16 protein-coding genes and 2 tRNA genes are annotated in these 19,332 nt (G+C 74.7%); 11 read left to right on the top strand and 7 right to left on the bottom strand.

The window, feature by feature from the left end; genetic code table 11:
* Positions 1-26 precede the first annotated feature (26 nt).
* Positions 27-1,613: an alpha/beta hydrolase gene (locus PU704_RS07030; RefSeq protein ID WP_277550811.1), complete on the top strand. Its 1,587-nt coding sequence runs from the start codon at positions 27-29 to the stop codon at positions 1,611-1,613.
* A 31-nt stretch (positions 1,614-1,644) separates the two neighbouring features.
* Complete coding sequence (locus PU704_RS07035; RefSeq protein ID WP_277550812.1) at positions 1,645-2,259, top strand: HutD family protein; 615 nt, start codon at positions 1,645-1,647, stop codon at positions 2,257-2,259.
* Between the two features lie 39 nt (positions 2,260-2,298).
* Here the strand turns inward: PU704_RS07035 and PU704_RS07040 are convergent, their stop codons facing one another.
* Positions 2,299-2,937, bottom strand: a complete 639-nt coding sequence (locus tag PU704_RS07040) for a hypothetical protein (RefSeq protein WP_047803011.1) — start codon at positions 2,935-2,937, stop codon at positions 2,299-2,301.
* Between the two features lie 128 nt (positions 2,938-3,065).
* On the bottom strand, positions 3,066-3,773 hold the full coding sequence (locus PU704_RS07045; protein ID WP_047803010.1) for an HAD-IA family hydrolase: 708 nt from the start codon (positions 3,771-3,773) through the stop codon (positions 3,066-3,068).
* A gap of 243 nt (positions 3,774-4,016) precedes the next feature.
* Here PU704_RS07045 and PU704_RS07050 point away from each other — a divergent pair.
* A tRNA-Thr gene (locus PU704_RS07050) sits at positions 4,017-4,092 on the top strand.
* 69 nt (positions 4,093-4,161) lie between these two features.
* Here the strand turns inward: PU704_RS07050 and PU704_RS07055 are convergent.
* On the bottom strand, positions 4,162-5,856 hold the full coding sequence (locus PU704_RS07055; protein WP_277550951.1) for a sensor histidine kinase: 1,695 nt from the start codon (positions 5,854-5,856) through the stop codon (positions 4,162-4,164).
* A gap of 88 nt (positions 5,857-5,944) precedes the next feature.
* Between PU704_RS07055 and PU704_RS07060 the strand changes: the two genes are divergently transcribed.
* The 5 genes from PU704_RS07060 (at position 5,945) to PU704_RS07080 (ending at position 10,510) form a co-directional block, all read left to right on the top strand.
* On the top strand, positions 5,945-7,069 hold the full coding sequence (locus PU704_RS07060) for a PP2C family protein-serine/threonine phosphatase (protein ID WP_277550814.1): 1,125 nt from the start codon (positions 5,945-5,947) through the stop codon (positions 7,067-7,069).
* Complete coding sequence (locus tag PU704_RS07065; protein ID WP_277550815.1) at positions 7,066-9,021, top strand: glycosyltransferase family 2 protein; 1,956 nt, start codon at positions 7,066-7,068, stop codon at positions 9,019-9,021. The genes PU704_RS07060 and PU704_RS07065 overlap by 4 nt, the downstream gene beginning before the upstream one ends.
* A complete protein-coding gene (locus PU704_RS07070; RefSeq protein WP_047803006.1) occupies positions 9,005-9,337 on the top strand; it encodes an STAS domain-containing protein in 333 nt (110 codons plus the stop codon). Before PU704_RS07065 ends, PU704_RS07070 begins: the two co-directional genes overlap by 17 nt.
* Positions 9,330-9,761 carry an ATP-binding protein gene (locus tag PU704_RS07075; RefSeq protein WP_047803005.1) on the top strand — a complete coding sequence of 144 codons (432 nt, stop codon included), beginning with the start codon at positions 9,330-9,332 and terminating at the stop codon, positions 9,759-9,761. The genes PU704_RS07070 and PU704_RS07075 overlap by 8 nt, the downstream gene beginning before the upstream one ends.
* A 167-nt stretch (positions 9,762-9,928) precedes the next feature.
* On the top strand, positions 9,929-10,510 hold the full coding sequence (locus tag PU704_RS07080) for a glycosyltransferase family 2 protein (RefSeq protein ID WP_047803004.1): 582 nt from the start codon (positions 9,929-9,931) through the stop codon (positions 10,508-10,510).
* Positions 10,511-10,548: 38 nt separating this feature from the next.
* Here the strand turns inward: PU704_RS07080 and PU704_RS07085 are convergent, their stop codons facing one another.
* From PU704_RS07085 to PU704_RS07100, 4 genes are all read right to left on the bottom strand, one after another.
* Complete coding sequence (locus PU704_RS07085) at positions 10,549-10,881, bottom strand: hypothetical protein (RefSeq protein ID WP_277550816.1); 333 nt, start codon at positions 10,879-10,881, stop codon at positions 10,549-10,551.
* Positions 10,882-10,941: 60 nt separating this feature from the next.
* Positions 10,942-11,406: a hypothetical protein gene (locus PU704_RS07090; RefSeq protein ID WP_139318423.1), complete on the bottom strand. Its 465-nt coding sequence runs from the start codon at positions 11,404-11,406 to the stop codon at positions 10,942-10,944.
* A gap of 113 nt (positions 11,407-11,519) precedes the next feature.
* Positions 11,520-12,503: an NAD(P)H-quinone oxidoreductase gene (locus PU704_RS07095; protein WP_277550817.1), complete on the bottom strand. Its 984-nt coding sequence runs from the start codon at positions 12,501-12,503 to the stop codon at positions 11,520-11,522.
* 155 nt (positions 12,504-12,658) lie between these two features.
* The gene (locus tag PU704_RS07100; protein ID WP_277550818.1) at positions 12,659-14,095 is read right to left on the bottom strand and encodes a cryptochrome/photolyase family protein; all 1,437 of its coding nucleotides are present in this window, start codon (positions 14,093-14,095) and stop codon (positions 12,659-12,661) included.
* Between the two features lie 84 nt (positions 14,096-14,179).
* On the opposite strand from PU704_RS07100, the gene PU704_RS07105 reads away from it, so the two are divergent.
* The 3 genes from PU704_RS07105 (at position 14,180) to PU704_RS07115 (ending at position 19,305) form a co-directional block, all read left to right on the top strand.
* Positions 14,180-14,267: transfer RNA gene (locus PU704_RS07105), tRNA-Ser, on the top strand.
* 169 nt (positions 14,268-14,436) lie between these two features.
* Positions 14,437-16,584: a bifunctional metallophosphatase/5'-nucleotidase gene (locus PU704_RS07110; RefSeq protein WP_277550819.1), complete on the top strand. Its 2,148-nt coding sequence runs from the start codon at positions 14,437-14,439 to the stop codon at positions 16,582-16,584.
* Positions 16,585-16,659: 75 nt separating this feature from the next.
* A complete protein-coding gene (locus PU704_RS07115) occupies positions 16,660-19,305 on the top strand; it encodes an ExeM/NucH family extracellular endonuclease (RefSeq protein ID WP_277550820.1) in 2,646 nt (881 codons plus the stop codon).
* Positions 19,306-19,332 lie beyond the last annotated feature (27 nt).

A 19,332-nucleotide genomic window follows, 5' to 3' on the forward strand; every position in this document is an offset into this window, starting at 1 on the left:
CCGACGCCCGTTCCCCGAGGAGCCCCATGATCCGCCGCGCCCCCCGACCACGCCGCACGCCCCTGCCCGCGGCGGCCGCGCTGACCGCGGCGGGCCTGCTCCTGGGCGGGTGCTCCTCCCTCGGCGCCTCCGGCACGGACGAGCCGTCCGGGGGCGCGAGCGGCGCCGTGGTGGAGGGCACGCCCGCGGAGCTCGAGCGGTTCTACACCCAGTCGGTGGACTGGGGCCGGTGCGAGTTCGAGATCGAGACGAACGGCGCGGAGGACGACCTCCGGTGCGCCGCCGTGGAGGTGCCCCTGGACTACGACGACCCGTCCGGGGAGACCACCACCGTGGTGATGTCCCGCCTCCCGGCCGAGGGGCAGGCCCGCGGGAGCCTCCTGATCAACCCGGGCGGCCCCGGTGCCTCCGGGGTGGACGCGACGGCCTTCGCCGAGTACACGGTCACGGACGAGGTGCGCCGGGTCTACGACGTCGTGGGCTTCGACCCGCGGGGCGTGGGCCGTTCCGCGGGGATCGAGTGCCTCGACGACGCCGAGCTGGACGCGTGGCGCGCCGAGCCGATGTTCGACCCGGGGTCCGAGCCCGCCGACGAGATCCGCGAGGAGTACCGGCGGCTGGGCGCGCAGTGCGTGCAGAACTCCGGGGACCTGGTGGCCGAGATGGACACAGCCAGCGCCGCCCGGGACATGGACGTCCTGCGGGCGGTCCTGGGCGACGAGCGGACCACGTACCTGGGCTTCTCCTACGGCACCCATCTGGGCGCCGTGTACGCCGACCTGTTCCCCGAGCGGGTGGGCCGGCTCGTGCTCGACGGCGGCGTGGACCCGACCCTCAGCGACCAGGAGGCCACGGCGGACCAGGCCGTGGGCTTCGAGGAGAACCTGCGGCACTGGGTCCAGGTGTGCCAGGCCGAGATCCGCGGCTGCGTGGTCGGCGGGTCGAGCACGGACGCGGCGACGGCCCGGATCCAGGAGCTCATCGCCTCGGTCGAGGAGGGCACCGTCACCGCCGGGGACGGGCGCCGGGTCACCGCCACGAACGTGGTGGAGGGCATCCTGACCCCGCTGTACACCACCACGTCCTACCGGCAGCTCAACGAGGCCCTGGGGGCCGCCTTCGACGGGGACTTCTCCCCGCTGCTGGCGCTGTCCGACGCCACCCACGGGCGTGACGCCGAGGGCCGGTACGCGAACAACACCACGATGGCCTTCACCGCGGTCAGCTGCCTCGACCGGTCCGCCGGGACGGTCACCGAGGAGCAGATGGCCAGGCACCAGGAGCAGCTCGAGCAGGCCGCGCCGACCTTCGGCCCCTACCTCGGCTACGGCGACGCGGCGTGTCAGGGCTGGCCGGTGGAGCCCGCGGCCGCGCCCGCTCCGGTCGACGCCGCCGGCGCCGGCCCGATCCTCGTCGTGGGGACCACGCACGACCCCGCGACCCCCTACCACTGGTCCGAGGCGCTCGCGGAGCAGCTGGAGAGCGCCCGCCTGCTCAGCTACGACAGCTACGGGCACACGGCCTACGCCTCGGGCGACGAGTGCGTGCAGGACGCCGTGGACGCCTACCTGCTCGAGGGCGAGCTGCCCGAGGAGGGGACCACGTGCTCCTGACCCCGCCCACGACCGCCGACCGGAGGCTCCTGTGACCGACCCGCTCCCGCACCCCGTCCCGCTGCGCGCCGGCGACCTGCCCGTCACCCGGGCCGGGGGCCGCACGGTGCGCCGGATCGCGGCCGGCCCGGACGGCGCCTGGCAGCTCTCGCTGCTCGACCTCGAGCGCCCCGGCACGCTGCCCGCCGCCGCGGGGGCGGAGCGCGTGCTCACCGTCGTCGACGGCGAGCTGCTCGTGCTCGGGACCGGCGGGCGGGAGCAGGCGCTGGAGCGGCACCGGCCCTTCCGGGGCCCCGCCGACGAGCCCGTCGACGTCGCGCTGCCCACCGGCCCGGTCCGCGCGCTCGAGGTCCTGGCCCCGCGCGAGGCCGTCCGGGCGCACGTGGTGGTCCTGGAACTGTCCCCGAAGCGCCCGCACCCGGTGTTCGCGGACCAGCTCGCGATCCTGCTCTCCGGCCGCGCCGTGCTCACGGCCGGCGGGGCCGCGGAGCAGAGCACGGAGACGGCCCCCGGAGAGACCACGGCGAGGACCACCGAGGACGTCGGGGTCCTCGACACCGTGCGCGGCGGCGAGCCGGACGCTCCCGAGCTCACCGGCCGCGGCTTCCTGGCGGTCGTGTCCCTGGATCCGCCGGCGCAGGACTGAGCGGGCCGCCCCGGCGCGCACCCGCGCCGGACCGCCCGGTCAGGCCCGGGCGAGCTCGGCGCGCTGGCACCAGCCGCCCGCGCGGAAGGCGAGGGCCAGCAGGCCGAGGAACACCCCGGCGACCAGCAGCACCGCGTCGGTGTCCCCGAAGGACCAGCCGTTGACGAACGGCGCCCGGCCGAGCTCCACGCCGAGGGCGGCGAAGATCCTCCCCTGAGCGGCCGCGAACAGGAACGGGCCCAGCAGGGACAGCGCCACGAGCGAGACCGAGGAGACCGTCAGCCCCACGGTCAGGACCCGGTCGAACGGCTTGCCGAGGTGGATGCGGTGGCACAGGTAGGCGAGGAAGAAGCAGATGCCGGCGAAGACCACCGTGCCCAGGGCCAGGGTCAGCGCGTAGAGGACCATGCTCGAGGGCTCCGCCCCCGTCACCCGCAGGTGCACCAGGTCGTAGCCCTCCGAGCTGAGACCCGGGGCCAGGTCCCCGACGTCCGGGGCGGTCGCCGCGGCGGCCTCCAGCCACAGGTCCGCCCGGCCGTGCCAGGCCCGGACCCCGGCCTCGGCACCGGCGAGCAGGACGACCAGCCCCAGCACCCCGAAGGCGAGCGTCAGCCCCGTGATCAGCACGCGCTGCGAGGTACGCCAGGAGCGGTGGAGGGGCGGGGCGGGGCGTTCCATGGGGGTCCTCTGGGGTGTGCTGGCGGACGAGGGCGGGGAACGGCGGCCCGCCGGTCCCCCCGCACAGCATGCCAGCAGACGGCGCCGTCCTGCTCCCGGGGCGGAGGACGGATCCGTGCCGGGGCGGATCAGCGGCGAGAGGCCACGGGCGCCCGGAGGAGGCCGGGCAGGTCCCGGACCGAGTCCACCACCACGTGCGCACCGGCCGCACGCAGGGCCTCGGCGGGGTGCGCGCCCGTGCGGACCCCGACGACGGCGGCCGATCCGGCCCGCCGGCCGGCCTGCATGTCCGCCGCCGTGTCCCCGACGACCATCACGCGGCGGACGTCGCCGAGGTCCAGGGCCAGCACCGCGGTGAGGACCATGTCCGGCCAGGGCCTCCCGCGCCCCGCGTCCGAGGGACACAGGCTGAGGTCGGCGAGGCCCGTCCAGCCCAGCTGCTCCAGCAGTGTGTTCATGCTGTGCCGGTTGTGGCCGGTGGCCAGGCACACCCGCAGCCCGGCCGCGCGCAGCTGCGCGACCGCCTCCTCCGCGCCCTCCACCGGGCACACTCCCTCAGCGGCCAGGAGGTCGTCGAGGTGGCGCTCGAAGTCCCGCACGGCCCGCCGCGCCCGGTCCGGCTCGGCGGCGAAGAGCTGCTCGAGCACCTCGGACCGCGACTGCCCCGGACTGCTGCGGAGGTGATCCAGCATCTGCCGGAACCGCTCGGAGCCCGGGTCCACGCCCAGGCCGGCCGCTGTCCGTCCGAAGGCCCGCTCCACGATCCCGTTGTCGTGGAACAGGGTCCCGGACATGTCCAGGAACGCCAGGTCGAGGTCCTGAGCCGTCTCGCCCACCGGGGCCCTCCTGTCCCGGGAGAGCCCTCACCGGCCACCCCGTCGTCGTGTCCGTCCATGGTGCGCTCCAGGCCCCGGACCCGGAAGGCGTGGCGGCCGAAGGGCGGGTGAACACCCGGGGAACGCGGGCACCGGGCCGGTGCCGCACCCGCACCACGCCGGAACGGCCGGAATTGCGGCCGCCCGGACGCTCTCTGCTACAGTTTCACCTGCACTGATCCCGTCCCGGACGGCGACGTGCAGGCCTCCTTAGCTCAGTCGGTAGAGCGTTTCACTCGTAATGAAAAGGTCGTCGGTTCGATTCCGACAGGAGGCTCCACCCGGAGGCTCCGGACCCACCAGGGTCCGGGGCCTTCGTCGTCCCCGCGCCCAGCCCCTGCTCGGTGCGTCAGCCGTGCCGCTGCAGGGCCTCGCGCGGGCCCGCGCCGGCGGACCCGGGGCCGGCGAGCGGCAGGACGACCGTGAAGACCGTGCCCTCCCCCAGCGCGCTCTCGCAGCGGATGCTCCCGCCGTGGCGCTCGACGATCTCCCGGGCGACCGCCAGCCCCAGCCCCAGCCCGGGGATCGTGCTCATCCGCGCGTTGGGGCTGCGGAAGAACCGGCCGAAGACGTCCTCGGCGTCCTGCGGCCGCATGCCCATGCCGCGGTCGGCCACCCGGATCTGCACGGCGCGCCCGGCGGGGGTGACGCTCACCGTGACGGGCCCGCCGGACGGCGAGTACTTGATCGCGTTGGAGAGGAGGTTGTCCAGCACCTGGCCGAGCCGCACGGGGTCGCACTCCAGCACGAGGCGGCGCGGCACCTCGACGTGCAGGTCCACTCCACCGGCGGCGGCCTTCGGGCCGGCCGCGGCGACGGACTGCTCGACCACCTGCACGAGGTCGGCGGACACGAGCTGCGGCTCGAGCGCCGAGCTCGCCGTGCCCAGCAGGTCCTCCACCAGGACCAGCAGCTGGTCGGCGTTGCGCTCGATGACCTCCAGGCCGGAGCGGACGTGCCCGGGCAGCCCGTCGTCCATGGCCAGCAGCTCGGTGTAGCCCCGGATCGAGGTCAGCGGCGTGCGCAGCTCGTGCGAGACGCCGGCCAGGAAGTCGTCCTTGGCCTGCAGGGCGGCGACGAGCTCCGTGACGTCGTTGAACGACAGCACGGAGCCCTCCGGGCGTCCGTCGTCGTCGCGCATGACCCGCGCGGAGACGGAGAGCACCCGCTGAGCCGGGGCCCGGCCGGCCCAGACCAGGACGTCCGAGAAGGACTCCCCGCGCACCGCGCGGGCCGCCACCCGCTCCTCCGGGAGCAGGGGCGTCCCCTCCGCATCCGCGTAGATCAGCAGGTCCGCCTCGGCGCCGTCGGACATGCCCTCGGGCAGCGACAGCTGGTGGATCCGGCGCTGGCGCCGGTTCATGAGGACGTCGTGGCCGTCCTCGTCGATGGCCAGCACCCCCACGTCCACCGCGTCCATGACGGTCTGCAGCAGCCGCTCCCGGCGCGCGGTCACGGCCAGCAGGCGGCGGAGCTGCGCGTCCTTGGCCGTCAGCTCGGCGTTCTGCCGCTCCATGCTGTTCGAGAGCACCTGGACGGTGATCCCGATGCTCAGCAGCATGAACGGGATCAGCAGCGGCGCCGTGACCATCTGCACGGTGAGCGGCCGCGACGGGACGAGGAGCGGGACCCAGACCATGGCCAGGGTCAGCAGGAAGCCCAGCGGGGCGGCGGCGCGGGGCAGCCGCCCCGAGCCGGCGAGCCAGACGACGGGGAAGGCCGCCATGATGCCCACCCCGGTCACCCAGCCGAGCGTCGCCTCCCGGAGCAGCGTGAGGGGCACGAAGTCCAGGACGGGCACGGCCAGGAACGCGCCGTCGGGCAGCCGGTCCCACGGCACCAGCACGCACAGGGCCGTCAGCACCAGGGTCAGCGCCGTCGCGAGGTGGAGCTGGAGGTCCCCGCGCAGGGGTGCGTGCGCCACCCAGACGCCGAGGACGAGCACCACCGTCGTGACGCTGAACGGCAGCTGGCTCAGCAGCACCCTCCGGCGCATCGACAGTTCGTGGAAGCTGAGCCGGTCGAGGGACAGGGCGGTGAGCATGCGGTCCACGGGAAGCACTTCCGACGCGGGTGGGCCGTCCCCGGAGGGTCGGGATGACATTCGCAAAGATTAGCGGCTTAATGGGTCCATGACCCCCTCCCCCCAGGGCCGTCGTGCCGTCGTCATCGAGGATCACGACGACATCCGCAACCTGCTCGCCCAGACCATCGGCATGCGCGGTTTCGCCGTGACCACGGCCGCGACCGGCCGCGAGGGCCTCGAGGCCGTCCGCCGCAACGGCGCCGACCTCATCACCCTCGACCTGAACCTGCCCGACCTCGACGGCATGGAGGTGTGCCGGCGGGTCCGGGAGTTCTCGGACGCCTATCTCCTCATGGTCACCGCCCGCCCGGGCGAGATCGACCGGCTCGAGGGCCTGGAGCTCGGGGCGGACGACTACATCAGCAAACCGTTCAGCCCGCGCGAGCTGCAGGCGCGGATCGAGGCGATGTTCCGCCGCCCGCGTGCCCGGGCGGAGCAGGCCGACGCGGAGGAGCTGCGCCGCGCCGCGGAGGTCCAGCGCAGCCTCCTGCCCTCGGCCGCCCCGGTCGTGGCCGGCTACGACGTGGCCGGCGCGTGCCGGCCCTCCCGCAGCGTGGGCGGGGACTTCTTCGACTGGTACGCCACCGAGGGCGGCCTGCAGGTCTCCCTGGCCGACGCCATGGGCAAGGGCATGGGCGCCGCGCTCATCGCCGCCACGGTCCGGGCCGTGCTGCGCTCGGCCGCCGGGCAGCCCGACATGGAGCGGGCCTTCCGGGACACCTGCCGCCACCTCGAGAACGACCTCGACCACTCCGGGTCCTTCGTCACGCTCTTCCACGCCCGGCTGGACACGGCCCGCGGGGTGGTCGACTACGTCGACGCCGGCCACGGCCTGGGCCTGCACGTGCACGCGGACGGCGTCGCGCGGCTCCGCCCGGGCGGCCCGCCCGTGGGCGCGGTTCCCGGCACCAGCTGGACGCCCGGCCGGTTCGCGCTCGCACCCGGCGACGCGCTCGTGGTGGTCAGCGACGGCCTGCTCGACGCCTACGAGGACGTGGACGAGGCCGTGCACGCCGTGGCCGAGGCCACCTCCCGCGGCGCGGACGCCCGGGCGGTCTGCGCGGCCGTGCTCGACCTCGCCCGCGGCGCCGCCCCGGCCGCGGACGGACCCGGCGACGACGTGACCGCGGTGGTCCTGCGCCGGCTCCCGGAACCGCGGGCCGGGGCATGAACCGTTTCCTCGTCCGGCTGCTGGTCGTCCTGACCCTCCTGCTGGGCGTCAACTACATCGCCTGGCGCTGGCTCGAGTCGCTGAACTGGGCCGCGTGGTGGATCGCCGTGCCCCTCGTGCTCGCCGAGACCTACAGCCTCGTCGACGTGTCGCTGTTCGGGCTGACCGTCTGGCGCCTCCGGCGCCGGGGGGAGGCCGGGGACCCGCCCGCGGGCGCCACGGTGGACGTCTTCATCACCACCTACGACGAGCCGCTCGACCTCGTGATGGGCACCGCCCTGGCCGCGAAGGCGATCCGGCACCCGCACAGCACGTGGATCCTCGACGACGGCGCCCGGCCCGAGCTGGAGGCCCTCGCCGCCGAGCACGGGCTGGGCTATCTGACGCGCAGCGCGGACTGGGCCGACCGGCCCCGCCACGCCAAGGCCGGCAACCTCAACAACGCCCTGATGCTCACCCAGGGCGAGTTCCTGCTGATCCTCGACGCCGACCAGGTGCCGGACCCGCGGATCCTCGACCGGACCCTGGGCTGGTTCAACGACCGCAAGGTGGCGCTCGTCCAGACCCCGCAGTGGTTCGTCAACGTCCCGGCGCACGATCCCCTGGGCAGCCAGGCCCCGCTGTTCTACGGCCCCATCCAGCAGGGCAAGGACGGCTGGAACGCCGCCTTCTTCTGCGGCTCCAACGCGATCCTGCGCCGTGAGGCGCTCATGCAGCTCGGCCTCTCCGGCTACGTCCGGGAGGTCGAGCAGGACGTCAGGGATTCCCTCGCCCGCACCCGGACCGCCCTGCGCCGGGCCCGGAAGTCCCCGGAGGCGGCCAACCCGGTGGTCGCCGGGATGCTCGACGACGTCGAGGCCGCCACCGAGCGGGCCCGCGCGGAGCTCCGGGCCGGGGCGCCGCTGACCGAGCTGACCTACCGGCTGCAGCGGGCCGTGGACGCCGCCGCCCGGCGGACCGTCACCCAGGAATTCTCCCAGATCGAGGCGGACCTCGCCTCGATCGCAGCCCTGGAGCTGCCGCCCGAGGACGGCATGGTGTGGCCGGACGAGCTCTCCTCCGCCGTGGACCGGATGTCCCGCCGCGACCTCTCGCCTCTGGCGTCGGTGGAACCGGTCCGGGAGGTGCTCGCGGCGGTGTCCGTGGAGCGGCCCGGCGAGGCCCAGCCGCTGATGCCGCTGGCCACGATCTCGGTCACCGAGGACATGGCCACCGCCATGCGCCTGCACGGGCTGGGCTGGCGCAGCGTCTACCACCACGAGATCCTCGCCCACGGCCTGGCCCCCGAGGACCTCAAGACCATGCTCACCCAGCGCCTGCGCTGGGCGCAGGGCACGGTGCAGGTCCTGCTCCGCGAGAACCCGCTGCTGCAGCGCCGGCTCGGATGGGGCCAGCGGCTCATGTACTTCGCCACGATGTGGAGCTACCTCAGCGGTTTCGCGGCGGTCGTCTACTTCGCGGCGCCCATCGTCTACCTGGTGCTGGGCATCCTGCCCGTCAGCAGCCTCAGCTGGGACTTCTTCGTCCGGTTCATCCCCTTCATGGTGGTGAACCAGCTGCTGTTCCTGGTGGTGGGACGGGGCATCCCCACGTGGCGCGGCCAGCAGTACAGCCTGGCCCTGTTCCCCATCTGGATCCGGGCGTGCACCACCGCCGCGCGCAACGTGTGGTTCGGCCGGCCCCTCGGCTTCGCGGTCACGCCCAAGGTCCGGCAGGACTCCGGCCCCGCCTGGCACCTGATCCGCCCGCAGCTGGTGGTGATGGGCCTGCTCGCCGCGGCCCTGGTGATCGGCACGCTGCGCCTGGCGCTGGGGCTGAACGAACCGGTGGGGACCCTGGTCAACGTGGCCTGGGTCGCCTTCGACCTGGTGGTGCTGAGCGTGCTCGTCACCGCCGCGAGATACACGGGCTTCGACCCGGAGGAGAGGAAAGCCGATGCAGTTCACGGTTGAGCAGAAGCCGAGGTTCGCCCACATCACGGGCACCGGACGGCTGAACATGGTGGGAGCGCCGAAGCTGCGGGAGGTGGTGGCGCGGGTCGTGGACGAGGGCAGCAACCACGTGGTGGTCGACCTCGGCGGCACGGAGTTCATGGACTCCTCCGGTCTGGGCGCCCTCATCGGGTGCCTCAAGCTGGCCCGTCAGGCCGGCGGGGACCTGCGGATCGCGAACGTCCGTCCCCAGGTGCGCATGGTCCTCGAGCTCACCAGCATGCACCGCGTCCTGACGCCCTACGACACCGCTGACGCGGCCTTCGCCGATGACTGAGAGCACGTCCCGCCGCTCCCGGCGCGGCCCGGCCACCGCCGAGACCGTGGACGCCCTGCACGAGGACTTCGACGCCCTGTGGGAGGCCGCAGCGTTCGTGCCCGAGGCCGACCGAATGGCCTTCACGCTGGCGGTCATGGAGGCGGCCGGCAACGTGGTGGTCCACGCGGTGCCCGCCGCGGAGGCGCCCATCCAGCTCGAGGTGGACCTCGCCGCGGGACCGCACCGGCTGGAGGCGATGATCTACGAGATCGGCGCCGCCCCGGCGGAGGTGGACCTCGGCCGCGCCATGGCCGAGGAGCACCTGGAGTCGGGCCGGGGACTGGCCCTGATCCAGGCCCTCGTGAGCCGTGTGGTGTTCGAGCGCCGCGGGGAGGCGAACGTGTGGGAGCTCTCCCGGGAGTGCGGCCCGGAGGCCCCGTAGACCCCGCCGTCCCCCTATTTGCGTATGTGAACTGTCTGTCGTGATCCCTAGAATCGGGAGCAGAACAGGACGTTCAGGGGGGGACATCCGATGTCATCTGCAGCACGCACTCGGGGAGCCGACCAGGTCTTCCGCCGCGGGGGTCACCGCCCGCAGGAGGCGTCGTCATGATCACGGCCATCATCCCCGCCCACGACGAGGCGGCCCGCGTGGGGCACGCGGTCACCGCGCTCCACCGCCAGTCCCGTCCGCCGGAGCGGATCCTCGTGATGTCGGACGAGTCCACGGACGCCACCGTGGACGTGGCGCTGGACGCCGGGGCCGAGGTCCTGCTCACCGTGGACAACCCGCACCATCGCGCCGGGGCCCTGAACCAGGCCCTGGGCACGGTGCGCATGGAGGCCGGCGACCTCGTCCTGCTGCTCGACCCGGACGCCGAGCTGCCGCCGGGGTTCCTGGCCCGCGCGCTCACCGCCCTGCGGGACCGCAACGTGGGCGCCGTCTCCGCCCGGGCCTCCGCCGTGGGCGGCGCCGCGGCCCTGGTCCGCTGGTGCGCGCTCGAGGACGTCCACCGGTCCTTCGGCCGCTACTGCGACGAGGGCCCGGTGACCGGGCACACCCGGCTGGCGCTGGACCTGGAGGCGGTCGGCTGGCGCCTGGCCGCGCCGCTGGAGGCCGAGCAGGACGTGCCCGTGGGCGCGCCGGCCGGGGTGCTGCACGGCGCCGCGGCGCAGCCGGTGGCCGCCTGACCCACCGGGCGCCCCGCGGCGACGCCCGGGACCGGTCCTCAGGAGCGGGCGGCGCGTCCCACGACCACGGCCGCCGCGCCGGCGAGGACCGTGGTGGTCAGGCATCCGATCGGGATGGGCAGGCAGCAGCCGCCCACCGAGACGTTCGTGCCCCGCCGGGTGCGGGTCGAGTAGTTGGGAAACGGCAGCATCCGCAGGCCCGAGCGGCGGCCGCCGCCGCGCCCGTACGGGCCCCCGCGGTAGCCGGGGAGGTCGTAGCCGGGGCCGTAGCGTCCGGGCCCCCGGCGCCCGGGGCGGCCCAGCCGCGAGCGGGACCGGCGGGGGTCGAAGTCGTCGTCGGCCGCGCGGTAGTCGAACGCTGGAGCAGTCATGCCGTCCATCAAACCATCAGCAGGCTGTTGGGTCCATCCCCTGCGGGCCCGCCGGCCGTCTCATCCGCGCTCGAGCAGCTCCCGGGCGCGATCCACGTGCCCGCGCACCGCCTCGGCCCGGCGCACCACCGCGTCCAGGCGGTGGGCCGCGCTCTCGTCGTCGGTGCGCATGAACCGCGCCATGGTCAGCGCCTCGGCGGCCTGGGCCATGGCGTTGCCGGCCCGGGAGAGCTCCCGGTGGACGTCGTTGAGGTAGCCCCCGGTCGAGGCGGGGATGTCGTGGCTGCCGCTGGGCGCCGTGCGCTGGGCGGCGGCGCAGATCGCCCGCACCTCCGGCAGCAGGTCGGCCAGCGCGTTCGCGGTGGGCACCACGGACTGCGCGAGCGCCTTGTCGGGGAGGGTCTCGAGGATCTGGTGGAAGCGGTCCAGACCTCGGCGGAACCGGTCGTGGGCGCGGCGCCACACACCCAGTCCCAGTTCGGCCTCGTCACGGCGAGCGGCGCGGTAGTCGCGCAGGAATGCCACGGGCGGTCCTTTCGGGAGGAGACAGTCCATCCTACGGCGATGGGCGCGGCCGTCCGCGCGCCGCCGGCGCCCGGTCGGCGCAGGCCCCGGGCGCGGTGGCCCGGGGCGGGTGCTCAGGGGACGAGCAGGACCTTGCCGATGTGGGTGCCCGAGTCGAAGTACTCGTGGGCCTGCGCCACCTGGTCCAGGGGGAAGGTGCGGTTGACCACCGGGACGATCCGCCCGGCCTCGACCTGCGGCCAGACGTGCTCGCGGAGGGCGGCCATGATCCGGGCCTTCTCCCCGGCGGGCCGGGAGCGCAGCGTGGTGCCGATGACCGCGGCGCGCTTGGCCATGAGCTTGCCCAGGTCCAGCTCCCCCGTGCGCCCGCCCTGCAGGCCGATCACGACCAGCCGCCCGTTGACGGCGAGCGCGTCGAGGTTGCGGTCCAGGTACGCCCCGCCCACCACGTCGAGGACGATGTCCGCGCCGTGGCCGTCCGTCAGCTCCCGGACGCGGGCGACGAAGTCCTCCGCGCGGTAGTCGATGGTCTCCGCGCCGAGCTCGCCGGCCGCGGCCGCCTTTTCCGGGCCGCCGACCGTGGTCAGCACCCGCAGGCCCAGCGCCCGGCACATCTGGATGGCGTTGGTGCCGATCCCGCCGGTGCCGCCGTGGACGAGCACCGTCTCCCCCTCCCGGGCCGCGGCGGCCATGAAGACGTTGGAGAAGACGGTGGCGCACACCTCGGGCAGCCCGGCGGCGGCCTCCACGTCCACGCCCTGCGGGACGGGCAGCACCTGCGCGGCGGGGACCACGACCTCCTCGGCGTAGCCCCCGGAGTCCAGCAGCGCGACGACCTCGTCCCCGACCCCGATCCCGGCCTCCGCCGGGATCGCCGGGCCCAGCTCCTGGACCGTGCCCGAGACCTCGAGCCCGAAGACCTTCGAGGCCCCCGGGGGCACCGGGTACCGGCCCAGGCGCTGCATGACGTCGGCCCGGTTGACGCCGGCCGCGCGGACGCGGATCCGCACGCTGTCCGGGGTGAGCTCCGGGGCGGGGACCTCGGTCACGGCGAGCACCTCCGGTCCGCCGGGGGTGGTCTCGAGCACTGCGCGCATCTTGGGGCCTTCCTGTCGGGAACGACGTGCGCTCCCATTGTGTCCCCGGGTCCGGCCCGGGTCACCCGCGGCCGCCGGTCCTCCCCCGCCGACGAACGCCCCGGGCCCGGCGCTCTGCCGCTGTCCGACCGGCGGCCCGGGGCGTTCGGCTCCGCTCAGCGGATGGAGGCGTAGGCGTCCAGGGCGCGGGCGCGGCTGGCCGGCAGGTCCACCACGGGGGCGGGGTAGCCCACCGACGGCCCGAGCAGGCCGGGTTCGTGGGGATCCACCCCGGAGTCACCGGCCAGCTCCGGGACCCACCGGCGGATGTAGCGGGCGTCGGGGTCGAACCGGCGCCCCTGCGTCAGGGGGTTGAAGATCCGGAAGAACGGGCTCGCGTCCGCCCCGGAGCCGGCCACCCACTGCCAGTTGCCCGGCCCGCTGGCCGGATCGGCGTCCACGAGGTGGTCCCAGAACCACTGCTCCCCGCTGCGCCAGTCCACCAGCAGGTTCTTGGTCAGCAGGGACCCGGCGACCATCCGGACCCGGTTGTGCATCCAGCCCGTGGCAAGCATCTGCCGCATGCCCGCGTCCACCAGCGGGAACCCGGTGCGCCCCTCCTGCCAGGCCCGCAGGTCCGCGGCGCCCTCGGCGGGGTCCCGCCACGGGAACGCGTCGAACGCCGGGCGGACGTGGCGCACGTGCAGCTCCGGCTCCTGGTGCAGCAGGTGCCAGTTGAACTCCCGCCAGCCCAGCTCCGTCAGGAACTTCTCCAGCCCCGGGCTGCCCCCCTGCTCGGCGCGGTGCCGGACCGCGGCGTCCCACACCGCGAACGGGCTGATCTCCCCCCAGCGCAGGTGCGGGGAGAGCCGGCTGGTGCCCTCCCGGTCGGGGCGGTCGTGGCCCTCGTCGTAGTCCTCGGCGCGGTCCAGGAAGTCGTCCAGCCGCTCCCACGCGGCGGCCTCTCCCGGGGTCCACGTCCCGGCCAGCCCGGCCGCACGCCCGGGCTCGGGGAGCAGGCCCCACGCCTCCGGGTCCTCCCCGGCGGCGCAGGCCGCGACGGCCCGGTCCGCGCCCCGTCCCGCTCCCGGCACCGGCAGCGGCTGGCGGATCTCCAGCGCCCGCAGGGCCTTCCAGAAGGGCGTGAACACCTTGTACGGCCCCCCGGCCCCGGTGCGCAGGGCCCACGGCTCGTGCAGCAGCGAGGCCTGGAAGGAGTGGGCCTCCACCCCGTGCTCCGCGCACCACTGCTTCACCCCGGCGTCCACCGCCAGCTCGGGGCCGCCGTACCGGCGGTTCCAGGTGATCCCGCCCGCCCCGGTGCGCTCGAGCACCTCGGGCAGCACCGCCCCGGCGGGCCCGCGGCGCAGCACCAGCGGGATCCCCAGCTCCTCCAGGGAGGCGCGCAGGGAGCGCAGCGACCCGTGCAGCCACCACTTCGAGGCCGCGCCCAGGGGGCGCACACCCGCCGACTCCTCGTCCAGGACGAACAGGGCCAGCACCTCCCCCCGCCGGCACGCGGCCTCGAGGGCGGGGTGGTCGGTGACGCGCAGGTCGTCCCGGAACCACACGATCGTCGTCGTCCCGCGGGCGGGGCTCTCCGGTGCGCTCACGCGCCCACCCTAGCGGGGGCTTTGCTGGCGTTCCCAGCGGCGTGGAAGAATGGGCGGCGCGCTCCGCCGTCCCGGCGAGCGCGGGGAAGGTTGTCCGAGCGGCCTAAGGAGCCGGTCTTGAAAACCGGTGTGCGGTGACCCCGTACCAAGGGTTCAAATCCCTTACCTTCCGCTGCTGACCCGGCCCCCGGCGCCCCGCGCCGGGGGCCGGGTCGTCGCCGTGGCTCTCCGGCAGGTTCCCGGCAGGCCGCCGACATGTGCCCGTCACGACGCCGGACGTTCACGTCTGCATGCTCCAATGGGGACATCGACTCGTCACCCCGCCCCCGGAGGACCCCGTCATGACACCCCCGAAGCACCGTCCTGCCCTGCACGCGGCTCTCGCCGCCGGCGTCGTCTCCTCGTCCGTGCTCGTCCTCCCGGCGGCGCACGCCGACGAGACCGCGGGCGCCTCCCCCGCCCCGGCGGCCGCGGACGCGGACGTCGACCTGCTCTACTTCAACGACTACCACGGCCGGCTCGCCTCCGACCCGCTCCTGTTCGCGGGCGCGATCGAGCAGCTGCGCGCCGAGAACGAGGACGGCACGCTGCTGCTGTCCGGCGGCGACAACGTGGGCGCCTCCGAGTACGTCTCGGCCGTCCAGCAGGACAACCCCACCCTGGACGTGCTCGACGCTCTGGAGCTGGACGCCTCCGCCGTGGGCAACCACGAGTTCGACCGCGGCGTGGAAGACCTCACCGGGCGCATCACCGAGCGCGCCGACTTCCCCTACCTCGCGGCCAACGTCCTGGGCCCCGACGGCGCGCCCGTCACCGAGGCCTCCGCGACCTTCGACGTCGACGGCGTGCGCATCGGCGTGGTCGGCGCCGTCACCCAGCAGACCGCCACCCTCGTCTCGCCCGCCGGGATCGCGGGCCTCACCTTCGGGGACCCCGTCGCGGCGGTCAACGCCGAGGCCGAGCGGCTCGAGGCGGCGGGGGCCGACGTCGTCGTCGCCCTCTACCACGAGGGCGCCGCGGACGCCTCCGACGTCCTGGCCGACCGGCTGGTGACCGGCACCTCGGAGACCGTGGACGTGGTGTTCAACGCGCACACCCACGACGTCTACGATCAGGCCGTGGATCTCGACGGCGACGGCGACTTCGAGCGCGCCGTGCTGCAGGCCGGCTCCTACGGCGGCAGCCTCGGGCGGGTCTCCTTCAGCTACGACCGGGCGGCCGACGACGTCGACCTCACCACCGAGGTGCTCGACGTCGGCGAGACCGTCACCGCCACCGAGGAGGAGCTGGTGGCCCAGTACCCCCGCGTCGCCCGGGTCGCCGAGATCGTGGCCGCGGCCGAGGCCGTGGCCGTCGAGCGGGGCAGCACCCCGGTCGGGCAGATCACCGGTGACATCACCACCGCCTACGGCCTCCGCGACGGCCAGCCGGCCCGCGACGACCGCGGCGCCGAGTCGAGCCTGGGCAACCTCGTCGCGGAGTCCATCCGCGCGACCCTGCAGGAGCCCCACGGCGTGCAGATCGGCCTGATCAACCCCGGCGGCCTGCGCGCGGACCTGCTCTGGGCGGACGACCCCGGCGAGGCCCTCGACGGCGACCGCGACGGCCAGGTCACCGAGGCCGAGGTGAACCAGGTGATGCCCTTCTCCAACAACCTGAACACCGTCACCCTCACCGGCGCCCAGTTCAAGCAGGTCCTCGAGCAGCAGTGGCAGCCCGCCGGGTCCTCCCGGGCCTATCTCCAGCTGGGGCTCTCGGAGAACGTCTCCTACACCGCCGACCCCTCCCGTCCGGCCGGCGACCGGATCACCTCCATCACGGTGGACGGCGCGCCCTACGACCCCGCGGGCAGCTACGTGGTGGGCTCCGTGTCCTTCCTGACCGCCGGCGGCGACAACTTCACCGCGCTCGCCGAGGGCACGGCCGCCACCGACACCGGCCGGATCGACCGCGAGGCCTTCTCGGAGTACCTCGCCGCGAACGCGCCGCTCAGCCCGCGGTTCGACCGCCGCTCCGTCCAGCTCACCGGGGCCGCCGCCGAGGCCTGCACCGTGCGCTTCGACGTCTCCTCCCTCGACATGACGTCCCTGGGCGCCCCGGACACCACCTCGCTGTCCGTGCGCGCGGGCGCCCCGGACGGGACGGAGCTCGGCACGGTGCCGGTCCTCGACGGCGCGGCCTCCGTCCGCCTCGACACGGCCGAGCTGGCCGACGGCGCCGCGGTGTGGCTGGTCGCCGAGCCCACCGGCACCCGGGTGCGGGTCCCGGACGCCGTCCTGGGCCTGGCCGCGGACTGCGTGACGCCCGGGCCCGCCGAGCCGGAGCCCACCGAGCCGGCCGAGCCCCAGCAGCCCGGCAAGGGCCGGCCCGGTGAGCACCCCGGGAAGGGCCGGCCCGGTGAGCACCCCGGGAAGGGCGAGCCCGGCCGCGGCGTCTGGGAGCACGGCTCCGAGCGCGCCCGCCAGGTCCTCGGCCGCCTCTTCGGCTGACCCCCGCCCGCCTCCTCCCTGCGCTGACCTCTAGCCCTTCCGCTCCCTTTTTCTGACCGAAGGAACCCTCCCACCGTGAAGACGTTGCTCTCCCTGCCCCTGAGCGGGGCCCTGGCGGCGGCGCTGCTCGCCGCGCCGCTGACCGTTCCCGTCCACGCCGCCCCGGACGGGACGGCCGTGGTCATCAACGAGGCCTACACCAACGGCGGTTCGGCCAACGCCGTCCACCGGCACAAGTTCGTCGAGCTCTACAACCCCACGTCCGAGACCGTGGACCTCACCGGCTGGACGCTGCAGTACCGGGCCGCGGGCGGCACCGGCACGTCCAGCGCCGTCGCACTGTCCGGGACCATCGCACCGGGCGGCTACTTCCTGGTCCAGGGCGGGTCCAACGGCGGCAGCGGGGAGCCCCTGCCCACCCCGGATCTGACCACCTCGTTCAATCCCGCGGGCGCCTCCGGAACGATCCTCCTCTCCGACGGCGCCGAGCGCCTGAGCGCGCCCACCGGCTCGGTGACCGGCGCGGACGGCATCGTGGACCTGCTCGGCTACGGCACGTCCAACACGTTCGAGAGCGCACCGGCCACCGGGCCGGCCACGAACGGCGACCCGCGGTCGATGACCCGCCAGGACGGGGTCGACACCGACGACAACTCCGCCGACTTCACCGCCACGGGCACCGTGACCCCGCAGAACTCCGGCGGCGACGGCCCGGCGCCCGAGCCCACCCCCGACCCCACCGCCGAGCCCACGGCCCCGCCCGTCAGTCTCCCGATCCGGGAGATCCAGGGCACGGGGGACGCCTCGCCCGTGGCCGGGCGGACGGTGACCACCCGCGGCGTGGTCACCGCCGTCTACGCCACAGGGGGCCTCGACGGCTGGTACGTGCAGACGCCGGGCACCGGCGGGGACCTCGACCTCGAGCAGCACGAGGCCTCGGACGGCGTGTTCGTGTACTCCCCCTCGGCCGTGGCCGACGTGCGGCTCGGCCAGTACGTGGAGGTCACCGGGACGGTCGCCGAGTACTACGGCCAGACCCAGCTCAGCGTGCGCCCCGACGGGCTGCGAGTCCTGGACGAACCCGTGGAGGCCGTCAAACCGGCCACGGTCGGCTGGCCGGCCGACGACGCCCGGCGCGAGAGCCTCGAGGGCATGCTGCTCGACCCGGCCGGTGAGTTCGTGATCACGGACAACTACGGCCTCAACACCTACGGCGAGCTCGGGCTCGCCGCGGGCGGCGCGCCCCTGGTCCAGCCCACCGCCGTCGGGGCCCCCGGCTCCCCGGAGGCCGCCGCCCAGGCCGCGGACAACGCCGCCCGCGGGGTGCTGCTCGACGACGGCGCGACGACCAACTACGGCAGCTTCGCCAACGCGTCGGTGCCGCTGCCCTATCTCACCCCGCGGACCCCGATGCGGATCGGCGCGCCCGTCGACTTCGTGGCGCCCGTGGTGCTCGGCTACTCCTTCGACGAGTGGCGCCTCCAGCCCACCACCCACCTCACCGGGAGCAACCCGCAGGACGCGCCGGTCGTCGCCGAGAACACCCGCACCGCCGCCCCGGAGGACGTGGGAGGGGACCTCCAGCTCGCCACGTTCAACGTGCTCAACTACTTCAGCACCACCGGGGACGAGCTCTCCGGATGCTCCTACTACACCGACCGCGCCGGGGACCCGATCTCCGTGCGCGGCGGCTGCCTGGCCCGCGGCGCGGCCGAGCAGGAGGACCTGGAGCGCCAGCAGGCCAAGATCGTGGCCGCGATCAACGCCCTCGGCGCCGAGGTCGTCTCCCTCGAGGAGATCGAGAACTCCGCGAAGTTCGGCAAGGACCGCGACCAGGCGCTCGCGGACCTGGTCGCGGCCCTCAACGCGGCGGCGGGGGCGGAGACCTGGGCCTACGTGCCCTCGCCGGCGAAGCGGCCCGCCCTCGAGGACGAGGACGTCATCCGCACGGCGTTCATCTACCGGCCGGCCGCGGTCGGCCCCGTGGGCGAGTCCGTGATCCTGCAGGACGAGGAGAACTTCGACAACGCCCGGGAGCCGCTGGCCCAGACGTTCCGCCCCGCCGGCGGGAGCGCCGACGACGACTTCACCGTGGTGGTCAACCACTTCAAGTCCAAGGGCTCCGCGCCCCGCACCGGGCCCAACGCCGACGCCGGGGACGGTGCCGGGGCCTGGAACGCCGACCGCACCGCGCAGGCGCAGGCCCTGGTCGCGTTCGCCGAGCAGCTGAAGACCTCGCAGGGCACGGACCGGGTCTTCCTCACGGGCGACTTCAACTCCTACGACCAGGAGGACCCGATGCGGGTCCTGCACGACGCCGGCTACGCCAATCTGTCCCCCGAGGGCGAGTACTCCTACGCCTACGGCGGCATGCTCGGCTCCTTGGACCACGTCCTGGCCTCCCCCGCCGCGGCCGAGCTCGTCACCGGCTCGGACATCTGGGAGATCAACGCCCACGAGTCGGTGGGCCTGGAGTACAGCCGGCACAACCACAACGTGGTCGACCTCTACGCCGCGGACCCGTACCGCGCCTCCGACCACAACCCGGAGGTCGTGGGCCTGGCCTTCGGCGGTGCGCAGCCCACCGACCCGCAGAAGCCGGGCCGGGGCAGCTCCGGCGAGCACCCCGGCCGGGGCCACTCCGGCGAGCACCCCGGCAAGGGCCTCCGGGAGCACGCCAGCGACCGCGCCCGCGAGGTGCTGCAGGGCCGCCTCGGCTGACCGGCCCACGGCACGCCGATCGCGCTC

It is taken from the genome of Kocuria oceani, from assembly GCF_029524215.1.
In the GTDB taxonomy this organism is placed as follows: Bacteria; Actinomycetota; Actinomycetes; order Actinomycetales; family Micrococcaceae; genus Kocuria; species Kocuria oceani.

What these genes read in the sequence shown, in the direction of transcription:
- PU704_RS07085 (WP_277550816.1), bottom strand. Translation starts at nt 10,881, where the DNA reads ATGACTGCTCCAGCGTTCGACTACCGCGCGGCCGACGACGACTTCGAC.
- PU704_RS07075 (WP_047803005.1), top strand. Translation starts at nt 9,330, where the DNA reads ATGACTGAGAGCACGTCCCGCCGCTCCCGGCGCGGCCCGGCCACCGCC.
- PU704_RS07110 (WP_277550819.1), top strand. Translation starts at nt 14,437, where the DNA reads ATGACACCCCCGAAGCACCGTCCTGCCCTGCACGCGGCTCTCGCCGCC.
- PU704_RS07070 (WP_047803006.1), top strand. Translation starts at nt 9,005, where the DNA reads ATGCAGTTCACGGTTGAGCAGAAGCCGAGGTTCGCCCACATCACGGGC.
- PU704_RS07065 (WP_277550815.1), top strand. Translation starts at nt 7,066, where the DNA reads ATGAACCGTTTCCTCGTCCGGCTGCTGGTCGTCCTGACCCTCCTGCTG.
- PU704_RS07030 (WP_277550811.1), top strand. Translation starts at nt 27, where the DNA reads ATGATCCGCCGCGCCCCCCGACCACGCCGCACGCCCCTGCCCGCGGCG.
- PU704_RS07040 (WP_047803011.1), bottom strand. Translation starts at nt 2,937, where the DNA reads ATGGAACGCCCCGCCCCGCCCCTCCACCGCTCCTGGCGTACCTCGCAG.
- PU704_RS07060 (WP_277550814.1), top strand. Translation starts at nt 5,945, where the DNA reads ATGACCCCCTCCCCCCAGGGCCGTCGTGCCGTCGTCATCGAGGATCAC.
- PU704_RS07055 (WP_277550951.1), bottom strand. Translation starts at nt 5,856, where the DNA reads ATGCTCACCGCCCTGTCCCTCGACCGGCTCAGCTTCCACGAACTGTCG.
- PU704_RS07095 (WP_277550817.1), bottom strand. Translation starts at nt 12,503, where the DNA reads ATGCGCGCAGTGCTCGAGACCACCCCCGGCGGACCGGAGGTGCTCGCC.
- PU704_RS07080 (WP_047803004.1), top strand. Translation starts at nt 9,929, where the DNA reads ATGATCACGGCCATCATCCCCGCCCACGACGAGGCGGCCCGCGTGGGG.